This window comes from Kocuria sp. LUK (assembly GCF_021012935.1).
GTDB lineage: Bacteria > Actinomycetota > Actinomycetes > Actinomycetales > Micrococcaceae > Kocuria > Kocuria flava.
In genome coordinates this window covers 219,659-237,571 of record NZ_JAJMZI010000002.1, presented here as the reverse complement: position 1 = coordinate 237,571, position 17,913 = coordinate 219,659, and the positions used below count along the sequence as shown (strand labels likewise).

15 protein-coding genes and 1 tRNA gene are annotated in these 17,913 nt (G+C 73.9%); 6 read left to right on the top strand and 10 right to left on the bottom strand.

Annotation, left to right across the window (positions count from 1 at the left end; genetic code table 11):
* Nucleotides 1-2 precede the first annotated feature (2 nt).
* Nucleotides 3-75 (top strand) — tRNA-Ala (locus LQU92_RS03910).
* A 147-nt stretch (nucleotides 76-222) separates the two neighbouring features.
* Nucleotides 223-1,542: an Nramp family divalent metal transporter gene (locus LQU92_RS03905; RefSeq protein WP_101851269.1), complete on the top strand. Its 1,320-nt coding sequence runs from the start codon at nucleotides 223-225 to the stop codon at nucleotides 1,540-1,542.
* Between the two features lie 99 nt (nucleotides 1,543-1,641).
* Here LQU92_RS03905 and LQU92_RS03900 read toward each other — a convergent pair whose 3' ends face one another.
* Nucleotides 1,642-2,514: a hypothetical protein gene (locus LQU92_RS03900; RefSeq protein WP_101851270.1), complete on the bottom strand. Its 873-nt coding sequence runs from the start codon at nucleotides 2,512-2,514 to the stop codon at nucleotides 1,642-1,644.
* 158 nt (nucleotides 2,515-2,672) lie between these two features.
* Between LQU92_RS03900 and LQU92_RS03895 the strand changes: the two genes are divergently transcribed.
* The 4 genes from LQU92_RS03895 (at nucleotide 2,673) to LQU92_RS03880 (ending at nucleotide 6,780) form a co-directional block, all read left to right on the top strand.
* Entirely contained in the window at nucleotides 2,673-3,218 is a 546-nt protein-coding gene (locus LQU92_RS03895; RefSeq protein ID WP_058857564.1) for a peptidylprolyl isomerase, read from the top strand.
* Between the two features lie 166 nt (nucleotides 3,219-3,384).
* Nucleotides 3,385-4,173, top strand: coding sequence for a rhomboid family intramembrane serine protease (locus LQU92_RS15210; protein ID WP_230661273.1), 789 nt, complete (start codon nucleotides 3,385-3,387; stop codon nucleotides 4,171-4,173).
* Nucleotides 4,174-4,630: 457 nt separating this feature from the next.
* Entirely contained in the window at nucleotides 4,631-5,323 is a 693-nt protein-coding gene (locus LQU92_RS03885; protein WP_230661270.1) for a response regulator transcription factor, read from the top strand.
* On the top strand, nucleotides 5,320-6,780 hold the full coding sequence (locus tag LQU92_RS03880) for an ATP-binding protein (protein ID WP_230661267.1): 1,461 nt from the start codon (nucleotides 5,320-5,322) through the stop codon (nucleotides 6,778-6,780). Before LQU92_RS03885 ends, LQU92_RS03880 begins: the two co-directional genes overlap by 4 nt.
* Here LQU92_RS03880 and LQU92_RS03875 read toward each other — a convergent pair.
* The 9 genes from LQU92_RS03875 to arsB all read right to left on the bottom strand — a co-directional run bounded on the left by LQU92_RS03875 (nucleotide 6,770) and on the right by arsB (nucleotide 17,892).
* A complete protein-coding gene (locus LQU92_RS03875) occupies nucleotides 6,770-7,771 on the bottom strand; it encodes a zinc-binding dehydrogenase (RefSeq protein WP_230661258.1) in 1,002 nt (333 codons plus the stop codon). The two genes, LQU92_RS03880 and LQU92_RS03875, sit on opposite strands and share 11 nt — an antisense overlap.
* 89 nt (nucleotides 7,772-7,860) lie before the next feature.
* Entirely contained in the window at nucleotides 7,861-8,712 is an 852-nt protein-coding gene (locus tag LQU92_RS03870) for an MSMEG_6728 family protein (protein ID WP_230661255.1), read from the bottom strand.
* Between the two features lie 100 nt (nucleotides 8,713-8,812).
* The gene (locus tag LQU92_RS03865; RefSeq protein WP_230661252.1) at nucleotides 8,813-10,486 is read right to left on the bottom strand and encodes a thiamine pyrophosphate-dependent enzyme; all 1,674 of its coding nucleotides are present in this window, start codon (nucleotides 10,484-10,486) and stop codon (nucleotides 8,813-8,815) included.
* Nucleotides 10,487-10,801: 315 nt separating this feature from the next.
* The gene (locus tag LQU92_RS03860) at nucleotides 10,802-12,217 is read right to left on the bottom strand and encodes a sugar porter family MFS transporter (protein ID WP_230661249.1); all 1,416 of its coding nucleotides are present in this window, start codon (nucleotides 12,215-12,217) and stop codon (nucleotides 10,802-10,804) included.
* Between the two features lie 193 nt (nucleotides 12,218-12,410).
* On the bottom strand, nucleotides 12,411-13,601 hold the full coding sequence (locus LQU92_RS03855; protein ID WP_101851277.1) for an ROK family transcriptional regulator: 1,191 nt from the start codon (nucleotides 13,599-13,601) through the stop codon (nucleotides 12,411-12,413).
* 139 nt (nucleotides 13,602-13,740) lie between these two features.
* Nucleotides 13,741-14,838 (bottom strand): ArsO family NAD(P)H-dependent flavin-containing monooxygenase, encoded by a 1,098-nt coding sequence (locus tag LQU92_RS03850; RefSeq protein WP_230661247.1) that lies wholly within the window; start codon nucleotides 14,836-14,838, stop codon nucleotides 13,741-13,743.
* A 4-nt stretch (nucleotides 14,839-14,842) separates the two neighbouring features.
* Nucleotides 14,843-16,264 carry an FAD-dependent oxidoreductase gene (locus LQU92_RS03845; protein WP_230661240.1) on the bottom strand — a complete coding sequence of 474 codons (1,422 nt, stop codon included), beginning with the start codon at nucleotides 16,262-16,264 and terminating at the stop codon, nucleotides 14,843-14,845.
* 13 nt (nucleotides 16,265-16,277) lie between these two features.
* Nucleotides 16,278-16,745 (bottom strand): arsenate reductase ArsC, encoded by a 468-nt coding sequence (locus LQU92_RS03840; RefSeq protein WP_230661237.1) that lies wholly within the window; start codon nucleotides 16,743-16,745, stop codon nucleotides 16,278-16,280.
* 55 nt (nucleotides 16,746-16,800) lie between these two features.
* Nucleotides 16,801-17,892, bottom strand: coding sequence for an ACR3 family arsenite efflux transporter (arsB, locus tag LQU92_RS03835; RefSeq protein ID WP_305067851.1), 1,092 nt, complete (start codon nucleotides 17,890-17,892; stop codon nucleotides 16,801-16,803).
* Between the last annotated feature and the right edge of the window lie 21 nt (nucleotides 17,893-17,913).

Sequence of the window (17,913 nt, the reverse complement as noted above, 5' to 3'; positions counted from 1 at the left end):
GCGGGGGCGTGGCGCAACTGGTAGCGCACCTGCTTTGCAAGCAGGGGGTTAGGGGTTCGAGTCCCCTCGCCTCCACCGCAACGGATCCCGATCGAGCACCCGCTCGGTCGGGATCTTTCCCGTTCCCGGCTCCTCCCGTGCCCCGGCGCGGGCCGTGGCAGACTTGGCGGGTCCCGGGAAGCGCCCGACGGCGCCCCGCCCGCCCGAACCAGGAGCACCTGCATGGCCGACGAGAAGTTCGCCGACAAGGCGAGACGACCGCTGCCGGGGATCGACCCCGACGAACCGCTCGAGAAGGTCAGCGGCTGGAAGGTCGTGGGGCCCGGCCTGGTCGTCGCGGCCACCGGCGTCGGCGCCGCGGATCTCGTCGCGACCCTCACCGCGGGCTCCCGATTCGGCTACGGACTGCTGTGGGCCGTGGTGCTGGGCACGGTCCTGAAGATCATCCTCGTCGAGGGCGCCGGGCGCTACTCCCTGGCCACGGGGCGGACGATCTTCGAGGGCTGGCGCTCGCTGGGGAAGTGGACCACCGTCTACTTCGGTCCCTACATCATCATCTGGGGGTTCGTCTACGGCGCCACCGCGATGTCCTCGGCGGCGCTGCCGCTGGCGGCCCTGTTCCCGGTCCTGCCGCTGTGGGCGTGGGCCGTGCTCATGGGCCTGCTCGGCTTCGCCATGGTCTGGTTCGGCCGCTACGCCGTCGTCGAGAAGGTCGCCGCCCTGATGGTCGGCATCATGTTCGTGGTGGTGGTGGGCCTCGCGGTCCTGACGGTGCCCAACATCCCGGAGATGCTGCGCGGCTTCGTCCCGCTGATCCCCGAGGGCGGCGTGGTCTACACCCTCGCGCTGGCCGGCGGCATCGGTGGGACCATCACCCTCGCCGCCTACGGCTACTGGCTGCGCGAGAAGGGCTGGTACCGCCCCGGGTGGATGCGCGTGATGCAGCTCGACAACGCCGCCGCCTACACCGTGACCGGCATCTTCGTGGTGGCCATGCTCGTGGTGGGCGTCGAGGTGCTCTACTCCGCCGGGTACGCGATCAGCGCCGGCGACGAGGGGCTGCTCGAGCTGGGCGAGATCCTCAAGGACCGCTACGGCGACGTCATCGGCACCGCCTTCCTCGTGGGCTTCTGGGCCGCCTCCTTCTCCTCGCTGATCGGCGTGTGGTCGGGCGTCTCGCTGATGTTCGCCGACTTCTGGGGCAACCTGCGCGAGAAGCCCAGCGGCCACCCCGACACGATCACCGGCGGCAAGTACTTCCGCTTCTACCTGCTGTGGCTGACCTTCCCGCCGATGCTGCTGTTCCTGCTCGACCGCCCCGTCTTCCTCATCCTGCTCTACGGGGTGCTCGGGGCGCTGTTCATGCCGTTCCTGGCGATCACGCTGGTGTGGCTGCTGAACACCGACCGCACGCCCCGGCGCTGGCGCAACGGGGCCTTCACCAACGTGGCCCTGGCCCTGTGCGCGGTGCTCTTCATCGTCCTGGGCCTCTACCAGGCCTGGGACACGCTCCAGGACGTCGTGGCCTGGTTCCGGGGCTGAGCCGCCCCGCAGCCCCCGGCACGGACCCGGGGGACGACGACGGAGCCCCCGGTCCCGCTGTGCGGGTCCGGGGGCTCCGTCAGGTGCGTGCCGGGGTGCTCAGGCCTCGTCCTCGGGCTTCTTGCCCTGGATCTGCTCCTTGACCTCGTGGATCGTCGTCTTGGCGTCCTCGCCGATCGACTGGGCGCCCTCCTTGGCCTCGGCGGCCGCGGCGGAGGTGCCGCCGGACTGCCCGGCCGGGGTGGTCGCGTCCTTGACGTCGTCGACCTGCACGCCGGTGCCGGCGGCCACGGTGGTCTGCGGGGCGACCGGGGAGGCGCTGACCCGCGGGGAGGTCGCCGCGGGGGTCTTCCACGGGTCCTCCACCGGGCGGGAGGCCTTCCAGGCGGCCACGCCGGCCACGCCGCCGGCCACGAGCAGCCCCAGGACGAGCAGGCCCTTGTGCGAGCCCTCGGCCTTCTTCTGCTGCTTGGCGTAGTCCTTGGCGACCTTGGCGGCGGCCTTCTTGGCGTGGGCCACGGCCTTCTTGTCACCGGTCAGCCTCGCGACGATGGCCTCGAGCTGCTCCGGGGTGTCGGCCTCGGCGAACTTGCCGGCCAGCAGGGCCGCGGCACCGGCGTACTTCGCCTGGACGGCGGCGCGGCTCTCGGCGGCGCGGTCGGCGGCCTTCGCGGCCACCGGGGCGGCCGAGCGGGCGGCCTTCGCGGCGACCGGCGTGGCCACGGCGGCGGCCTTGAGCTTGGCGGAGTCGGAGAGGTCGTGGGCGCGGCCCAGGCCCTCCTGGACCCGCGGGCCCGCGGCGGCCACGCCGCCGGCGAGGGCGGCGGCGCCGGCCTCGATGCCGTGCTGGAGCTTCGGCGCGAGGTCGCCGATCTCCTTCGACGCCCACTTGCCCGCGTCGAGGACCTTGCTCTCGGCGGCCTTCTGGGCCGCCGCGGCCTGCTTCTCGCTCCTGGACTTCCTGATGCTCATGAATCCATCCCTTCCGAGGGTCGTGTCGATCCACTGTCAGCATACGTGGGGTGCCCGCCGCGGTGGACTCCCCGCCGCGCGCTCCCGCGGGTTTTCACTGTGCGCTGAACCCCCCGGCACCTCGGATGCGCCCAGGGGCACCGTGCAAGAATGGCCCCATGACTTCTGCCATCCCCACCGCCAAGGCGACGATCCACACCAACCACGGTGACATCGTCGTGAACCTGTTCGGCAACCACGCCCCGAAGACCGTCGAGAACTTCATCGGCCTCTCGGACGGCTCCCGCGAGTGGAGCGACCCGCGCACCGGTGAGAAGCAGTCCGGCCCGCTGTACAAGGACGTGGTCTTCCACCGGATCATCAAGGACTTCATGATCCAGGGCGGGGACCCGCTCGGTCAGGGCATCGGCGGCCCGGGCTACGAGTTCGACGACGAGATCCACCCCGAGCTGAACTTCAACGAGCCCTACGTGCTGGCGATGGCCAACGCCGGCAAGCGCAACGGCAAGGGCACCAACGGCTCCCAGTTCTTCATCACCACCGCCCCGACCACGTGGCTGCAGGGCAAGCACACCATCTTCGGCGAGGTCGCCGACGACGCCTCCCGCAAGGTCGTGGACGAGCTCAACGCCGTCCGCACCGGGGCGATGGACCGCCCGGTCGAGGACTGCGTGATCACCTCGATCGACGTCGAGCAGCTCTAGCCCCGCGGTCCGTCCGCGAGGATCCCCGCCCGCTCCGCACGCAGCCGGGCGGGCCCACGGCGCAGGCCCGCCCGGAACGCTCCGGGCGGGCCTGCGCCGTCCCCTTCCCGGCCCGCGGGCCGGCCCGAGACCAGCCCGGCCGCGCGCCGGAGCACGAGGAGTCCCAGTGAGCGGCGACCGACCGCAGTACGGCGCGAGCAGCGGGGGAGAGGTCCCCGTCTGCCCGCGCCACCCCGACCGGCCCAGCTACGTCGCCTGCCAGCGCTGCGGCCGGCCCGTCTGCCCGCAGTGCCAGCGCCCCGCCGCCGTCGGCGTGCACTGCGTGGACTGCGTCGCCGAGGCCGCGCGCTCGCGGCCCGTCCGCCGCACGAGCCTCGGCGGGCGCGTCCCCCGCGGCTCCGCCCTGCTCGTGACGTGGACGCTCATCGGCGTCAACACCGCCGTCTACGCCCTGCAGTGGCTCGCCGGCCTGCTCGGCCTGAACCTCACCGCGATGGCCTCCTACGCCCCGTTCCTGACGGCCTCGGAGCCGTGGCGGATGCTCACGAGCGGGTTCCTCCACTCGGTGGCCAACCCGCTGCACCTCGTGCTGAACATGTACATGCTCTACGTCTTCGGCCAGATGCTCGAGCCGGCGCTGGGGCGGGCCCGGTTCCTGCTGCTGTTCCTGGTCTCCGTGCTCGGGGGCTCGCTCGGGGTGCTGGTGCTCGCCCCGCCCTTCACGTTCGTGGTGGGTGCCTCGGGCGGGATCTTCGGTCTGTTCGGGGCCCTGTTCGTGCTGCAGCGGCACCTGGGGCGCTCGATCACCCCGATCCTCGTGCTGATCGGCGTCAACGTGGTCTTCGGCTTCGTCTTCCCCGGCATCGCGTGGCAGGCCCACCTGGGCGGGCTCGCCGCCGGTGCGCTGGTGGCCCTCGCCTACACGACGACCGCCCGCCGGCGCTCCGGGCGCTGACCGCGGAGCGCCCTGGGTTCTCCACAGGGGTTGTCCCCAGCTGTCGACAAATGCCACCGGTGTGCTTCCACAGGTGTGCACAACCGTGTGGACGCCGTCAGCGCGGGCTCCACAGCTGTTAATAACGCTGTGGACGGGGAACTGTGCACAATGTTCTCCACACCTGTGGACAACTTTGTGCACCGGGTGGGGAGAAGACCGCGGCACGCGGGTCCGCAGCGCCCGCCCGGGCACACGGGCCGCGGTGCACGGGCGGGCCGTGGTCTGCGCCCGTCGGCGGACGGGGTCCGGGACGCGCGGACCGGCCGGCACGGACCCGGGGGCACGGCCGGCGGCGCTCCGGCCCGTCGCCGGAGCGGTCCGGGTGCCGGTGCGCGAGACTGGACCCGGACGGAGCGGGACCCGGCGGGGCGCCGGAGCGGCCGCGCCGGAGGAGGACCGGAGAAGGAGGGGCGGGATGCGGGCGCTGCTGGTCGAGGACGAGGTGGACCTCGCGGAGTCGCTGCGCCGCGGGCTGGGCCGCGAGGGGTTCGTGGTCGACCTCGCCCACGACGGCACCACGGGCGCGTGGCTGGCGGGGGAGAACCCCTACGACGTCGTCGTCCTGGACCTCATGCTCCCGGGTCGCAACGGCTACGACGTCCTGCGCGGGATGCGCGAGTCCGGGAACTGGACCCCCGTGCTCGTGCTCACGGCCAAGGACGGGGAGTACGACCAGACCGACGCCTTCGACCTCGGCGCCGACGACTACCTCACCAAGCCGTTCAGCTTCCCGGTGCTCGTCGCGCGGCTGCGCGCCCTCATCCGCCGCGGCGCCCCGGAGCGGCCCGTGGTGCTCGAGGTCGGCTCGCTGCGCCTGGACCCCGTGCGCCGCACCGTCCACCGCCGGGGCCGGCCGATCGAGCTCACCGCCAAGGAGTGGGTCGTCCTGCAGTTCCTCGTCCACAACGCGGAGCGCGTGGTCTCCAAGGCCGAGATCATGGACAACGCCTGGGACGCGAGCTTCGAGGGCTCGGAGAACATCGTGGAGGTCTACGTCGGGTACCTGCGCCGGAAGATCGACGCGCCCTTCGGGCTGAGCACGCTGCGCACGGTCCGCGGCATGGGCTACAGGCTCGTGGCCGACGACCCGGCGCCCGGGCAGCCGTGACGCGGCCCCGCCTGCTGCCGCCGGCCCGCTGGGGCGTGCGGGGCCGCAGCGCGGCAGCCGCCGCCCTGCTCGTGCTCGCGGTCGTCGCCGTCGCCGGGGCCGTGCTGCTCGAGGTGCTCGGGCGCACGGCAGTGAGCGCGGCCCACGAGGAGGCCGTGGAGCGGCGGGCCGAGATCCTGCGGGAGCTCGGAGTGCCCCCGGGCCTGCTGGCGGGAGAGGCCGGTGCCGTGGCCGTGCGCACGGACGCCGAGCCCGGTGAGCTGCTGCTGCGGCTGGGCCGGCCCGGCGTGGTCGTCCAGCTCCTCGGCCCCGGCGGCGAGGTCGTGGCCGCCTCCCCGGCGGCGGCGCTGGGGCTCGACCTCGACGTGCCCGCGCTGGACCCCGGACAGTCCCACGACTCCGCGGACACGGGGCGCGCCGGCCTGCTGCGCACCACCGACTTCACATATGTCGCCGAGAGCATGTACATCGACGGGGTGCCGCGGACGCTCGTCGTGGCCGTCCCGATGTCCCTGCAGCAGGACGTCCTGCGCACGGTCGCCCTGTTCCTGTCGGTCGGCGGGCCGGTGCTCGCGCTCCTGGGCGCCGGGTTGCTGTGGTGGCTCGTGGGCCGGTCCCTGGCCCCGGTGCGGCGCATCACCGAGCAGGTGCGCCGGATCGGGACCGCCCGGCTCGGCGAGCGCGTCGACGTGCCGCCCACCCGGGACGAGGTCGCCGCACTGGCACGGACCATGAACGGCATGCTGGAGCGGCTCGAGGCCTCCGACCGGGCCCAGCGGCGCTTCGTGGCCGACGCCTCCCACGAGCTGCGCAGCCCGCTGGCCACGCTGACCACCACCGTGGAGGTCGCCGCGGCGGACCCCAGCGGCGCGTCCTGGGCGGAGCTCGCCCCGGTGCTGCGCTCGCACGCGCAGCGGATGGGGCGGCTGGTGGAGGACCTGCTCGTGCTCGCCCGGGCGGACGACGCCGGGCTGGATCTCCGGGTGGCCGACACCGACCTCGACGACGTGGTGGGGGAGGAGCTGGCCCGGGTGCGGCCCGTGACCCGCCACGAGCTGCGGGCGCGGGTGGAGCCGGTGCGGGTCCGCGGCGACGGCGCCCGGCTGCAGCAGGTGCTGCGCAACCTGCTCTCGAACGCGGAGCGCCACGCCGTCTCCCGGATCGTGGTCGCCCTGCGCGCCGACGGGCGGGAGGCCGTGGTCACTGTGGACAACGACGGCCCGCCCGTGGCACCGGCCGACCGGGAGCGGGTCTTCGACCGGTTCGTGCGCCTGGACGACTCCCGCGCCCGGGACACCGGGGGCTCCGGGCTGGGGCTGGCGATCAGCCGGGCGATCGTGGCCGCCCACGGGGGCACGGTCACGGCGGGCGAGACCCCGGAGGGCGAGTGCCGCTTCGAGGTGCGCCTGCCGCTGGCCGGTCCGGGGGAGCGTCCCGGAGCGCAGCTCAGAGCGTGACGGTGAGCTTCACGTGGCCGTGGCCGTGCTCCTCGGCGACCTGCAGCGCCTCGGCGATCCGCTCGAGGGGGTACTCGGGGCCGAGGCAGTACTCGACGTCGATCTCGCCCTCTGAGATCCGGCGCAGCGCCTCGCGGAAGGAGGTCAGGCCCGGCTCGGCCTGGGCGGCGACGGAGCACTGGATGCGCAGGCTCTTCCGGAAGGCCGTCCACAGGGGGATCTCCGTGGGGCCGTGGCGCTCGGGCAGGCCGAAGAGCCCCACGATTCCGCGGTCGGCGGCGAGCTCGACCGCCTGGTCCCGCAGGACGTCGTGGCCCACCGCCTCGATCACGAGGTCCGCCCCGCGCCCGCCGCTGACCTCGGCCACGACCGCGGCGAGGTCCTGCTCCGGCACCCGGACGGTGCGGGCCCCCAGCGCCGCGGCGATCTCGAGGCGGGGCTGCTCGAGGTCGGAGACCACGACGTGCTCGAAGCCCAGCCGCCAGGCCTCCTGGACGAAGAACAGGCCGGCGGAGCCGGCGCCCATCACCACGCAGGTGCCGGCCCGGCGGGCGGGGGTCTCGTGGGGCCAGAACTGGCGCATGGCGTAGAGGCACGTGCCGTACTGCTGGGCCATCAGCAGCCGGCGCAGCTGCGCGGAGTCCTCGGGGTCGGTGCCGGCGGGCAGCTCCACGACGTGCCGGTCGTCGAGCAGCTGCAGCTCGGCGAAGCACCCGCCCATCTCGCCCTTGGGCACGGTGAGCACGAGGGCGCCCACGGGCACGTGCTCGGAGCGGGACTCGACGACGACGCCGACGCCCTCGTGGCCCGGGTAGCCGGGGCGGGCGGGCCCCTCCTCGTGGAGCAGGCCGTGGAAGACCACGTGCAGGTCCGAGCCGCAGACCGCGGCGTGGAGCATCCGGACCACCACCTGCCCGGGCTCGCGCGCCTGCGGGTCGGGCCAGTCGGTGACGGTGATCGTGCCGGTCGCGGGGACGTGGGAGCCTCGCATGCGGACCTCCTCGGGGCCGGTGCGGACGCTCCGCCCGGTGCTCCCATGCTACCCAGGGGTACCGCGCCCGCCGCGGAACGGCGGGCGGATCAGTGCTCCGCCGTCTCCTCCGGTCCTGGACCGGCGAGGACGTCGGCGGCCGGCACGGCGAAGAGCGGCCGCGGGGACTGCAGTCGCGCGGGCGCCCTCAGCAGCCGGCGCGGACCCCGGCCGGTCCGCTCGAGCTCGAGGGAGAAGCCCGCCACCGCGTGGTGGACGTCCTCCGCGAGCACCGCCTGCTCCACGACCTGCTCCGGCCCGGGCGGACCGTGGAGCAGCAGCACCGGCTCCCCCTCCGCGGGTTCCTGCTCGAGGCGCTCGAGGGCGGCGGCCCAGTGGCTCTCGCGGATCCCCTCGGGGGCGCGGAAGGGCACGAGGACGGCACCGCCCGCCGTCGCGTGCGCCCCGGCGGCGAGCACCCACGCGCGCTCGCCCGGCGGCGGCTCCGCCGGGGGCGTGCGGTCGCCGGGCTCGGGCCAGACGTAGTCGAGCCCCGCCGGGTCCTCGGGGAACACGGACCGGTAGAACTGCTCGTCCTTGCGCAGCAGGTTCGACCGGTGCGAGCGGTGCAGCGCGTCGTCGCCCAGCCACGGCGGCGGCTCGGCCACGCCCTCCCGGGGCCACCGGTCCCAGGCGCCGGGGTCGAACTCGCGGATCTGCCACCCGGTGCTGTCGGCCCCGCCGCGGGCGGTCCACTCGTCGACCACCGCCCGCCCGTAGGCGACGAGGGCCGGGACGTGGTGGGACCACATCGCGGTCGCCGGGTGCCGCCACCAGCCGTAGCCGGGCACGGTCGCGGCGCGCAGCACCTGGAGGGTCTCCACCCGCTGCTTGCCGAGCCGGCGGCGGTCGAGGGCGCGCGCGGAGCGGGCGAAGTCGGGGTAGGGGAGGAAGGTCTGCACCCGCCCAGTCTGCTACGCGCACCCCGGCTCCACCACCGCCGGCCGCACCCCGCTCCTCGCCGGGCGGGGCCGCACCGGGTGCGCCCCCGCCCGCGGCCGGTCAGTAGGCCTTGGTGCGCTGCTCGACGATCAGGTGGATCAGGGCGAAGCGGCCCTCCTCGTCGATGGCCTTCAGGGCGGCCTCCAGTGCGGCGGGGATCTCGGCGTCGTGCTCCACGCGCACCCCGAACCCGCCGAAGGACCGGGCCATCAGGGCGAAGTCGGGGTTGGCCAGCTGGGTGCCCGAGACCCGGTGGGGGTAGTCGCGCTCCTGGTGGGTGCGGATCGTGCCGTACTCCTGGTTGTCCATCACGATCACCAGCGGGGTGGCTCCGTACTGGGCGGCGGTGGCCAGTTCCTGGCCGTTCATCAGGAACTCGCCGTCGCCGGCGATGGTCACGACCCGCCGGCCGGGGTAGCGCAGGGACGCGGCCACCGCGGAGGGCACGGAGTAGCCCATCGAGCCGTTGCGGGCCGAGATCATCGAGGCGTAGCCGCGGGTGGGGAAGTAGCGGTGGGCCCAGTTGGTGTGCTCCCCGGCCCCGAAGGTCACCATCGCGTCCTCGGGCAGGCCCTTCACGAGCTCGGCCATCAGGGTGTCCATCCGCGCCGGGCCCTCCCCCACGGTGGCGGTGGGGGTGGAGAACTCGACCTGCTGGGCGCGCAGCCGGGCGGTCCACTCCTTCCACACCGGTTTGACCGGCAGGTCGATGCGCACCAGGTCGCGCACGAACACGTCGGGCTTGGCCACGATCTGGTAGGAGACCGGGCCCGAGCGACCGCGCAGGGACGGGTCGATGGTGACCAGGAAGTTCTTCTTCGCCCAGTCCTGGCGGACCAGGAAGCCGTTGGTGATCACGTCCCCGGGCACGGTGCCCACGAAGACCAGCAGGTCGGTCTCCTCCAGCAGGTCGTGGGTGGGCTTGGGGCGGCCGTAGCCGATCGGGCCCACGTAGGAGTCCGAGTCGAAGGGCACGGTGCCCTCGGTGCGCCACTCGGCCGCGGCCGGCAGGTGGTGCTCCTCAAGCCACCGCGTCAGCCCCTCGGCCCCGGCGGTCGTCCAGTCGTTGCCGCCGGTGACGAACAGGGGCTTCTCGGCCGCCGAGAGCGCGTCGCGCAGCGCCTTCCAGTCGTTGACGGTCATCCCGCCGGTGGCCACGGGGATCGGCGGGTGCAGGGTCGCGTCGATCTCGTGCTTGATGATGTCCTCGGGCAGGCCCACGACCACGGGCCCGGGACGGCCGGAGCTGGCGGCGAAGAACGCCTCGGCCACGATCTCGGAGGCCCGCTCGGCGTGGTCGAGGACCATCACGCGCTTGGCCCCGGAGTCGAACCAGGCGTGCGGGTCGAACTCCTGGAAGGCCTCGCGGTCGCGGTGCTCGAAGGGGATCAGCCCGACGAACAGCACCATCGGGGTGGAGTCCTGCCAGGCGGTGTGCAGGCCCACGTGGGCGTTGGCCGCCCCGGGCCCGCGGGTGACCATCGCCACCCCGGGGACCGGGGTCATCTTCCCGTCGGCCTCGGCCATGTAGGCCGCCCCGCCCTCGTGCCGGCACACGACCGTGTCGATCACCGAGTCGTGCAGCCCGTCGAGCACGTCCAGGTAGGACTCCCCGGGCACCACGTAGGTGCGCTCCACCCCGTGGGCCACCAGGCTGTCCACGATCACGTGGCCGGCGGACTTGCGGGCGGGAGCGGAGTCGGAGTGCGCGGGGAGCGCAGTGGTCTGGGTCATCGGTGGATCCTTTTCGCCGTTGAAAAAGTGGGGAGGGAGCGTGGCCGGCCGTCGCACGGCGGCCCCGCGAGATCGTGGGACGGCGCACCGGAGATCATCCGGCGCGCCGTCGTCGCCCTCGAAAATACCCGACGGCGCGCCGATTCCGTGCGGCGGGGGTCACGTCGGGGTAAAGATTGCCGCACGCGTCCGGTCCGCCGCGGTGAGTCCGGCCGCCCCGCGGCGGGTCTCGCGTGACCTGCGCCACGGCGGACGACGGCGGGCCGCGACCTCCTGCAGGAGGTCGCGGCCCGCCGTCGTCGGCCCCGGGTGCGGTCAGTCGGCCATGTCCTCGAGCTCGATGCCGGTGGTCTCGCGGACCATCCGGATCGTGAACAGCAGCGAGACGAGGGCGAAGAACGCGTAGAGGCCGTAGGCCAGACCCAGGGAGGCCGCCGCGAGGGCCGGGAAGGTCACGGTCACGACCCAGTTGGCGATCCACTGCACGAAGCCGGCGACGGCCAGGGCGGCCCCGCGGATCTGGTTCGGGAACATCTCGCCGAGGAGCACCCACATCATGGGGCCCCACGAGACGCCGAAGAAGACCACGAAGAGGTTGGCGGCCACCAGCGCGACCGGGCCGGCGGTCGGGCCGAGCACGGGGGCGCCGTCCACGAGCGGGGCGGTCGCGAAGATCACCGCGAGCGTGCCGAGCATCAGGGTCATGCCGCCGGAGCCGATGAGCAGCAGCCGGCGGCGCCCGACGCGCTCGACCAGGGCGATCGCCACCACGGTGACGACCACGTTGGTCACGGAGGTGATCACGGTGATCGTGAACGAGTCCGCCTCGGTGAAGCCCACCGACTGCCACAGCACGTTGGAGTAGTAGAAGATCACGTTGATGCCCACGAACTGCTGCAGGGCGGCGAGGCCGATGCCGACCCACACGATGGGCTTCAGCCCGGCCATCCGGCCCTTGAGGTCGGACATCCGCGGCTTGCGCTCGGTGCGCAGGGTCTGCTGGATCAGGCGCACGCGCTCGGTCGCGGAGGCCTCGCCCTGCAGGTCGGTCAGCACGGCGCGGGCCTCGTCCGCGCGGCCCTCGGCCACGAGGTAGCGGGGGGACTCGGGGATGGTGAACGCGCCGATCAGGTAGGCCAGGGCGGGCACGGCCTCGGCCATGAACATCCACCGCCAGGCCTCGAGGCCCCACCACAGGGGCTCGCCGGAGCCGCCGGCGAGGGCCGCCAGCCACGCGTCCACGGCCAGGGAGATGAAGATGCCGAGCACGATGCCCATCTGCTGCAGCGACCCGAGGCGCCCGCGCACGGAGGCGGGGGCGATCTCGGCGATGTAGGCCGGGGCGATGATCGAGGCCACACCCACGCCCACGCCGCCGACGACGCGCCAGAAGATCAGCCACTCGAAGCTCTCGACCACGCCGCAGCCGATCGCGCTGACGAGGAAGAGCACCGCGGCGATCTTCATGACGGGCACGCGCCCGAGCCGGTCGGCGATCCGGCCGCCGAAGAACGCGCCGGCGGCGGCGCCGAGCAGGGCCGAGGCCACGGCGAAGCCCAGGGGGCCCGGGCTGACGCCGAACTCCTCCTGGATGGCGGAGACCGCGCCGTTGATCACGGCGGAGTCGTAGCCGAAGAGGAAGCCGCCGAAGGCGGCGATGATGCTGATCCGCAGGACCGCGGACGTGTTCGGACGCTCGGCGACGCCCGGGGTGGAGGGGTCGTGGCTCATCGCGCAGCTCCCTTGCTGGTGGAGAGGTTCGGCCGGCCGTGCCGGGCTCGGCGCGGGTCCGGGGTCCCCGGTCGCCGCACCACCCGGGAGCGGGAGGTCCCACTGGCGCCGAGGGCTTCTGGTGATGCGGACAACACTAGGGCTACCGCCCCCGTTGTGTCCATTGGTCGAACACGATGACGGAGCGGGACGCTCAGTCCCGCGGCGGCCCCACCGGCAGCTCGGCGTGCTGGAGCGCCACGATCACGGCGCCGGCCACGTGGGCCTGCAGCCCGAGCCGGGCGGGCTCGATCCGCAGCTCGCGCACGGCCCCGCGCACCCCGTAGCGGCCCACGATCTCGCGCAGCGGGCCCAGCAGCAGCTCCCCGGACCGGGCGAGCTCGCCGCCGACCACCACGAGCTCCGGGTTGAGGGTGTTGCACAGATTGGCCACCGTGACGCCCAGGGTGCGGCCGGTGTCGCCGATGACGCGCGCGCAGCCGACGTCGCCGGCCAGCGCGGCGTCGACCACGTCCGCCACGGTCAGGTCCGGGCCGTGGGTGCCGGCCAGCAGGCGCACGACCTCGTCCGAGGACACGAACGTCTCGAGGCAGCCGCGGTTGCCGCACCGGCACAGCCGCCCGCGCTCGTCGACCGTGGAGTGGCCGATCTCCCCGGCGGAGCCGGTCGCCCCCCGGTAGAGCCGCCCGTCGAGGACCAGCCCCGAGCCCACGCCGTGGCCCAGCTTGAGGTAGGCCATGTGCCGGGTGCCGCGCCCGGCGCCCCACGTGTGCTCGCCGAGGGCGCCCGCGTCGGCGTCGTTCTCGACGACGACGGGCAGCCCCAGCAGCGCCGAGGCCTCGGCGCGCACGTCGATGCCGCTCCACGCGGGCAGGATCGCCCCGGCGCTGATCACCCGGCCCTCGAGGTCCACGGGGGCGGGCACCGTCAGGCCGCCCGCGAGCACCCCGGAGCGGGGCACGCCGATCTCCTCGAGCAGCCGCTGCAGGACGTGGTCGACGAGCCGGAGGTCCTCGTCGAAGCGGTGGCCCTCGGGCAGGTCGTGGCGGCGCTGGGCGAGGATCCGCTGGTTGAGGTCGGCCACGGCCACGGTCGCGTGGCGGTGGCCGACGTCGACGCCCAGGACGTGGCCCGCCGAGCCGCGGAAGGTGATGAGCTGCCCGCGCCGGCCGGCGTGGTCGGCCTCCATCACGAGCAGGCCGGCCCCGATGAGCTCGTGCACGATGTTCGAGACGGTCGAGGGCGCCAGCGCCGTCCGGCGGGAGATCTGTGCCTGCGTCAGGCCGCCGTGGCGGCGCACGGTCTCGAGCACCCGCTGCTGGTTGGCGCTGCGCAGGGAGCTCTGCGAGCCGGGGCGGGGGTCGGCGCCGGGTGGTGCGGACATGCCAGCTCTCCTTCAGCGTCGAACACGGTCCTGGTCCTCGATTGTAGTTCTCATTCGGAGGTCGAAGACAAGGGGTCGCGAAGCGGCGCTGCCCGCCGGGGCGCGGGGGCCGCGGCGGGCGGCGCCGCCGCGGAGCTCGTCAGCCCCCGCGCCGGGCGGTCCCGCGGGACCGCCCGATGTCCGGGGCGAGGGTACGGGCGAGGTCGGCGACGGTGGTCCTGGCGGTGGGCCCCACCCCGATCAGGGTGGCCGACCCGGGGCCGGTCCAGTCCCCGTAGCCCACGAGGTGCAGGCCCGGCGCCCGCACCGCCGCGATGCCGCCGGTGCGGATCGTCCCACCGGGCCCCCGCACGTGCAGGGGGCGCAGGTGGCGCAGGGCCGGGCGGAACCCGGTGCACCAGACCACCGCGTCGATCTCCCTCCGGCGTCCGTCGGCCCACGCGATCCCGCTGGGGGTGAAGCGGTCGAACATCGGCTCCGGGTGCAGCAGCCCGGCGTCGCGGGCGCGCCGGACCGGGGGCACCACGACGATGTTGCCCAGGGCCGCCACCCCGCCCGGATCCGGCTGCCCGGCCGCCAGGGCCCGGGATCGCTCGGTGGCGACGCGGAAGAGCTCCCGTCCGTCCACGTCGTCGGGCAGCCAGTGCGGCTCACCCTTCAGGCACCACGTCAGCTGGGCGACCTCGGCGAGCTCCGCGGCGATCTGGGCCCCGGAGTTCGCCCCGCCCACCACGACGACCCGCTTGCCCGCATACGGTGCCGGGCCGCCGTAGTGGGCGCTGTGCACCTGGGGCCCGCGGAACGCCCGCTGCCCGGGGACGGCGGGCCGGAAGGGCTGGGACCAGGTCCCGGTCGCACTCACCACCGCCCGGGCCGACCATTCCCCTGCGGTGGTCTGCAGGCGGAAGCTCTCCCCGTCACGGTGCACGGCGCCCACGTGCACGGGCCGGTGGACGGGCAGGTCGTAGCGGTCCTCGTAGTCGGCGAGGTAGTCGATGACGTGGGCCGCGTCCGGGTTCTCCGTCCCGGTCGAGGGCATGAGCCGGCCGGGCAGGGAGGAGTGCGAGGCCGGGGAGAACAGCCGCAGCGAGGGCCAGGCGTGCCGCCAGGCCCCGCCCGGGGCGTCCTGGTCGTCGAGGACCGCGAAGGACAGGTCCGTGCGGCGTCGCAGGTACCAGCCCACGGCGAGTCCGGCCTGGCCGCCGCCGACGATCACCACGTCCACCCGGTGCGTCATGCGCTCAGCAGCAGGCGGACACGCGGGAGGCCGGCGGAACGGCACCGATGGTGACCGGCCGGGGCCCGGAGCAGCAGGCCTCGACCGGCTCCTGCGCGACAGCCGGGGCGCAGCATCCCTGGTCCCCGGCCCCCGGGGCCGGGGAGTCGCAGGAGCCGCCGAGGTCGGTGGAGCACACCCCGGTCTCGGGCAGCACCAGGCGCACGTCGTCGGCCGCGTCCCGGTCCCCGGCCAGGGCGGCGGCGATCGAGCGGACCTGCTCGTAGCCGGTGGCCATCAGGAAGGTCGGGGCCCGCCCGTAGGACTTCGTGCCCACGATGTAGAAGCCGGCCTCCGGGTGGGCCAGCAGCCTCTCCCCGTGCGGGGCCACGGACCCGCAGGAGTGGAACTCCGCGTCGATCAGGGGGCCGAGCTGCCGGGGGGCCTCGACGGCGGGGTCCAGCTCCAGGCGCAGCTCCGCCAGCATGCCCAGGTCGGGGCGGAAGCCGGTGGCCGGGACCAGCAGGTCCACGGTCAGCTGTTGCTCTCCGGCGGGGGTGGTGGCTCGGACGGTCAGCCCGTCGTCGTCGGTGGTGAAGCCGGTGATGACGAAGGAGGGGTGCACCTGGATCACCCCGGACTCCACAAGGTGGCGCAACCGGGTGCCCAACGACCCCCGGGCGGCCAGCTCGTCGCGGTCCTCCCCGCCGTAGACCCGGGTGACATCGGCGGAGCGCACGGCCCAGGAGATCCGGGTGCCCGGCTCGGTCCGGGCCAGAGCACCGAGTTCGAGCAGGGTGGTGGCCGCCGAGTGCCCGGCTCCGACCACGAGCACGTGGCGGCCGGCGAAACGGTCCCGGTCCCGGCCGGTGACGTCGGGCAGCGGGGCGGTGATCCGCCCGGCGGCGGTGGCCTCGGCCTCACCCGGTGCGGGCAGGCCGGCCTGGCCCAGCGGGTTGGGCGTCGACCAGGTGCCGGAGGCGTCGATCACCGACGGTGCCCGGAGGTCCTCCACGGCACCGTCGGCGTGCTGGACGCGCACCAGGAACGGGGTGGCTGCCCGGTTCGCGGTGCGGGTCCTGTCCATCCCCACCCGGCTCACGGCCACCACGCGGGCCCCGGTGCGGATGCGCCCCGCCAGGACGGCGGCGAGGGGCTGCAGGTACTGCTCCACCAGCTCGGTGCCGGTCGGCAGGGCCTCGGGGTCCGGTGCCGCCCAGCCGGTGTCCTCCAGCAGGCGGGCGGCGGCGTCGTCGACGTCGTACCGCCACGGGGAGAACAGGCGGGTGTGGCCCCAGGCACGGATCGCGGCTCCCACCTGATCACCGGCCTCGAGCACCAGCGGGGTCAGGCCGCGCTCGAGCAGGTGCGCGGCGGCGGCCAGGCCCACGGGCCCGGCGCCGATGACGACGACGGGCAGCTCAGCGGCCCCAGCGGTCTCGGTCATCGTGCGGTCCCCTTCAGCTCGTGGTGTCGTCGGCGGGCAGCAGCTCGGCGATCAGCGCCTGGATGCGGGCCTTGATCTCGTCGCGGATGGGCCGGACGGCCTCCACGCCCTTGCCGGCCGGGTCCTCCAGGGCCCAGTCCTCGTACCGCTTGCCGGGGTGGAACGGGCAGGCGTCCCCGCAGCCCATGGTGATCACCACGTCGGAGTCCTGCACGGCCTGGTCGGTGAGGATCTTCGGGGTCTGCGCACTCATGTCGATGCCCTCCTCGGCCATGGCCTCCACGGCCGCCGGGTTCACCGACTCGGCCGGGGCGGAACCGGCCGAGCGCACCTCGATCCGCCCTTCCGAGAGGTGGGTGAGGTAGGCGGCGGCCATCTGGGACCGGCCCGCGTTGTGCACGCACACGAACAGGACGGAGGGCTTGTCCGTGCTCTCGGCCGGGGTCGTGGCAGTGGTCTCGGGGGTGGTCTCAGCAGTCATCGGATCATCCGTTCTGTTGCAACGAGAAGAGGGGAGGAGGGGTGAGGGGCGGCGCTCAGCGGACGGGGACGGTGCGGTCACCGGGGAAGAGCTTGCGCCCGGCCCACAGGGACACGTAGACCAGCGCGACGAGCACGGGGACCTCGATGAGCGGGCCCACGACCCCGGCCAGGGCCTGCCCGGAGGTGACCCCGAAGGTGCCGATGGCCACTGCGATGGCCAGCTCGAAGTTGTTGCCGGCGGCGGTGAAGGCCACGGTGGTGGACTTCGCGTAGTTCAGCCCCAGCGCCCGGGAGGCCAGCAGGCCGATGCCGAACATGAGGACGAAGTAGACCAGCAGCGGCCACGCGATGCGCACCACGTCCCACGGGTTCGACGTGATGGCCTCCCCCTGCAGGGCGAAGAGCACCACGATGGTGAACAGCAGGCCGTACAGGGCCCAGGGGCCGAGCTTCGGCAGGAAGCGGTTCTCGTACCAGTCGCGGCCCCTGGCCCTCTCGCCCAGGGTGCGGGTGAGGAACCCGGCCACCAGCGGGATGCCCAGGAACACCAGCACCGACACGACGATCGACCACACCGAGAACTCGGCACTGGTGGTGGGCAGCCCGAGCCAGGCGGGCAGGACCTGGAGGTAGAACCAGCCCAGGGCGCCGAAGGCGAGCACCTGGAAGACGGAGTTGATCGCGACCAGCACGGCGGCCGCCTCCCGGTCCCCGCAGGCGAGGTCGTTCCAGATGAGCACCATCGCGATGCACCGGGCGAGTCCGACGATGATCAGCCCGGTGCGGTACTCGGGCAGATCGGGGAGGAAGATCCAGGCCAGGGCGAACATCAGGGCCGGGCCCACGACCCAGTTCAGCACCAGGGAGGCGCCCATCAGCCGGCGGTCCCCGGCGATCCGGTGGGTCTCGTCGTAGCGGACCTTGGCCAGGACCGGGTACATCATCACCAGCAGCCCGATCGCGATGGGCAGGGACACCTCGCCGATCCGCACCGCCTCCAGAGCGGTGTCCAGTCCCGGGACGAACCGGCCCAGGAGCAGGCCGGCGACCATGGCCGCGAGGATCCAGGCGGGCAGCCAGCGGTCGAGGAAGGAGAGGTCCTTCATCACCCCCTGGTGCGGGGCGGGGGCGGTGGTGGTGCTCATGGTCGGGGGCAGCCCTTCGTA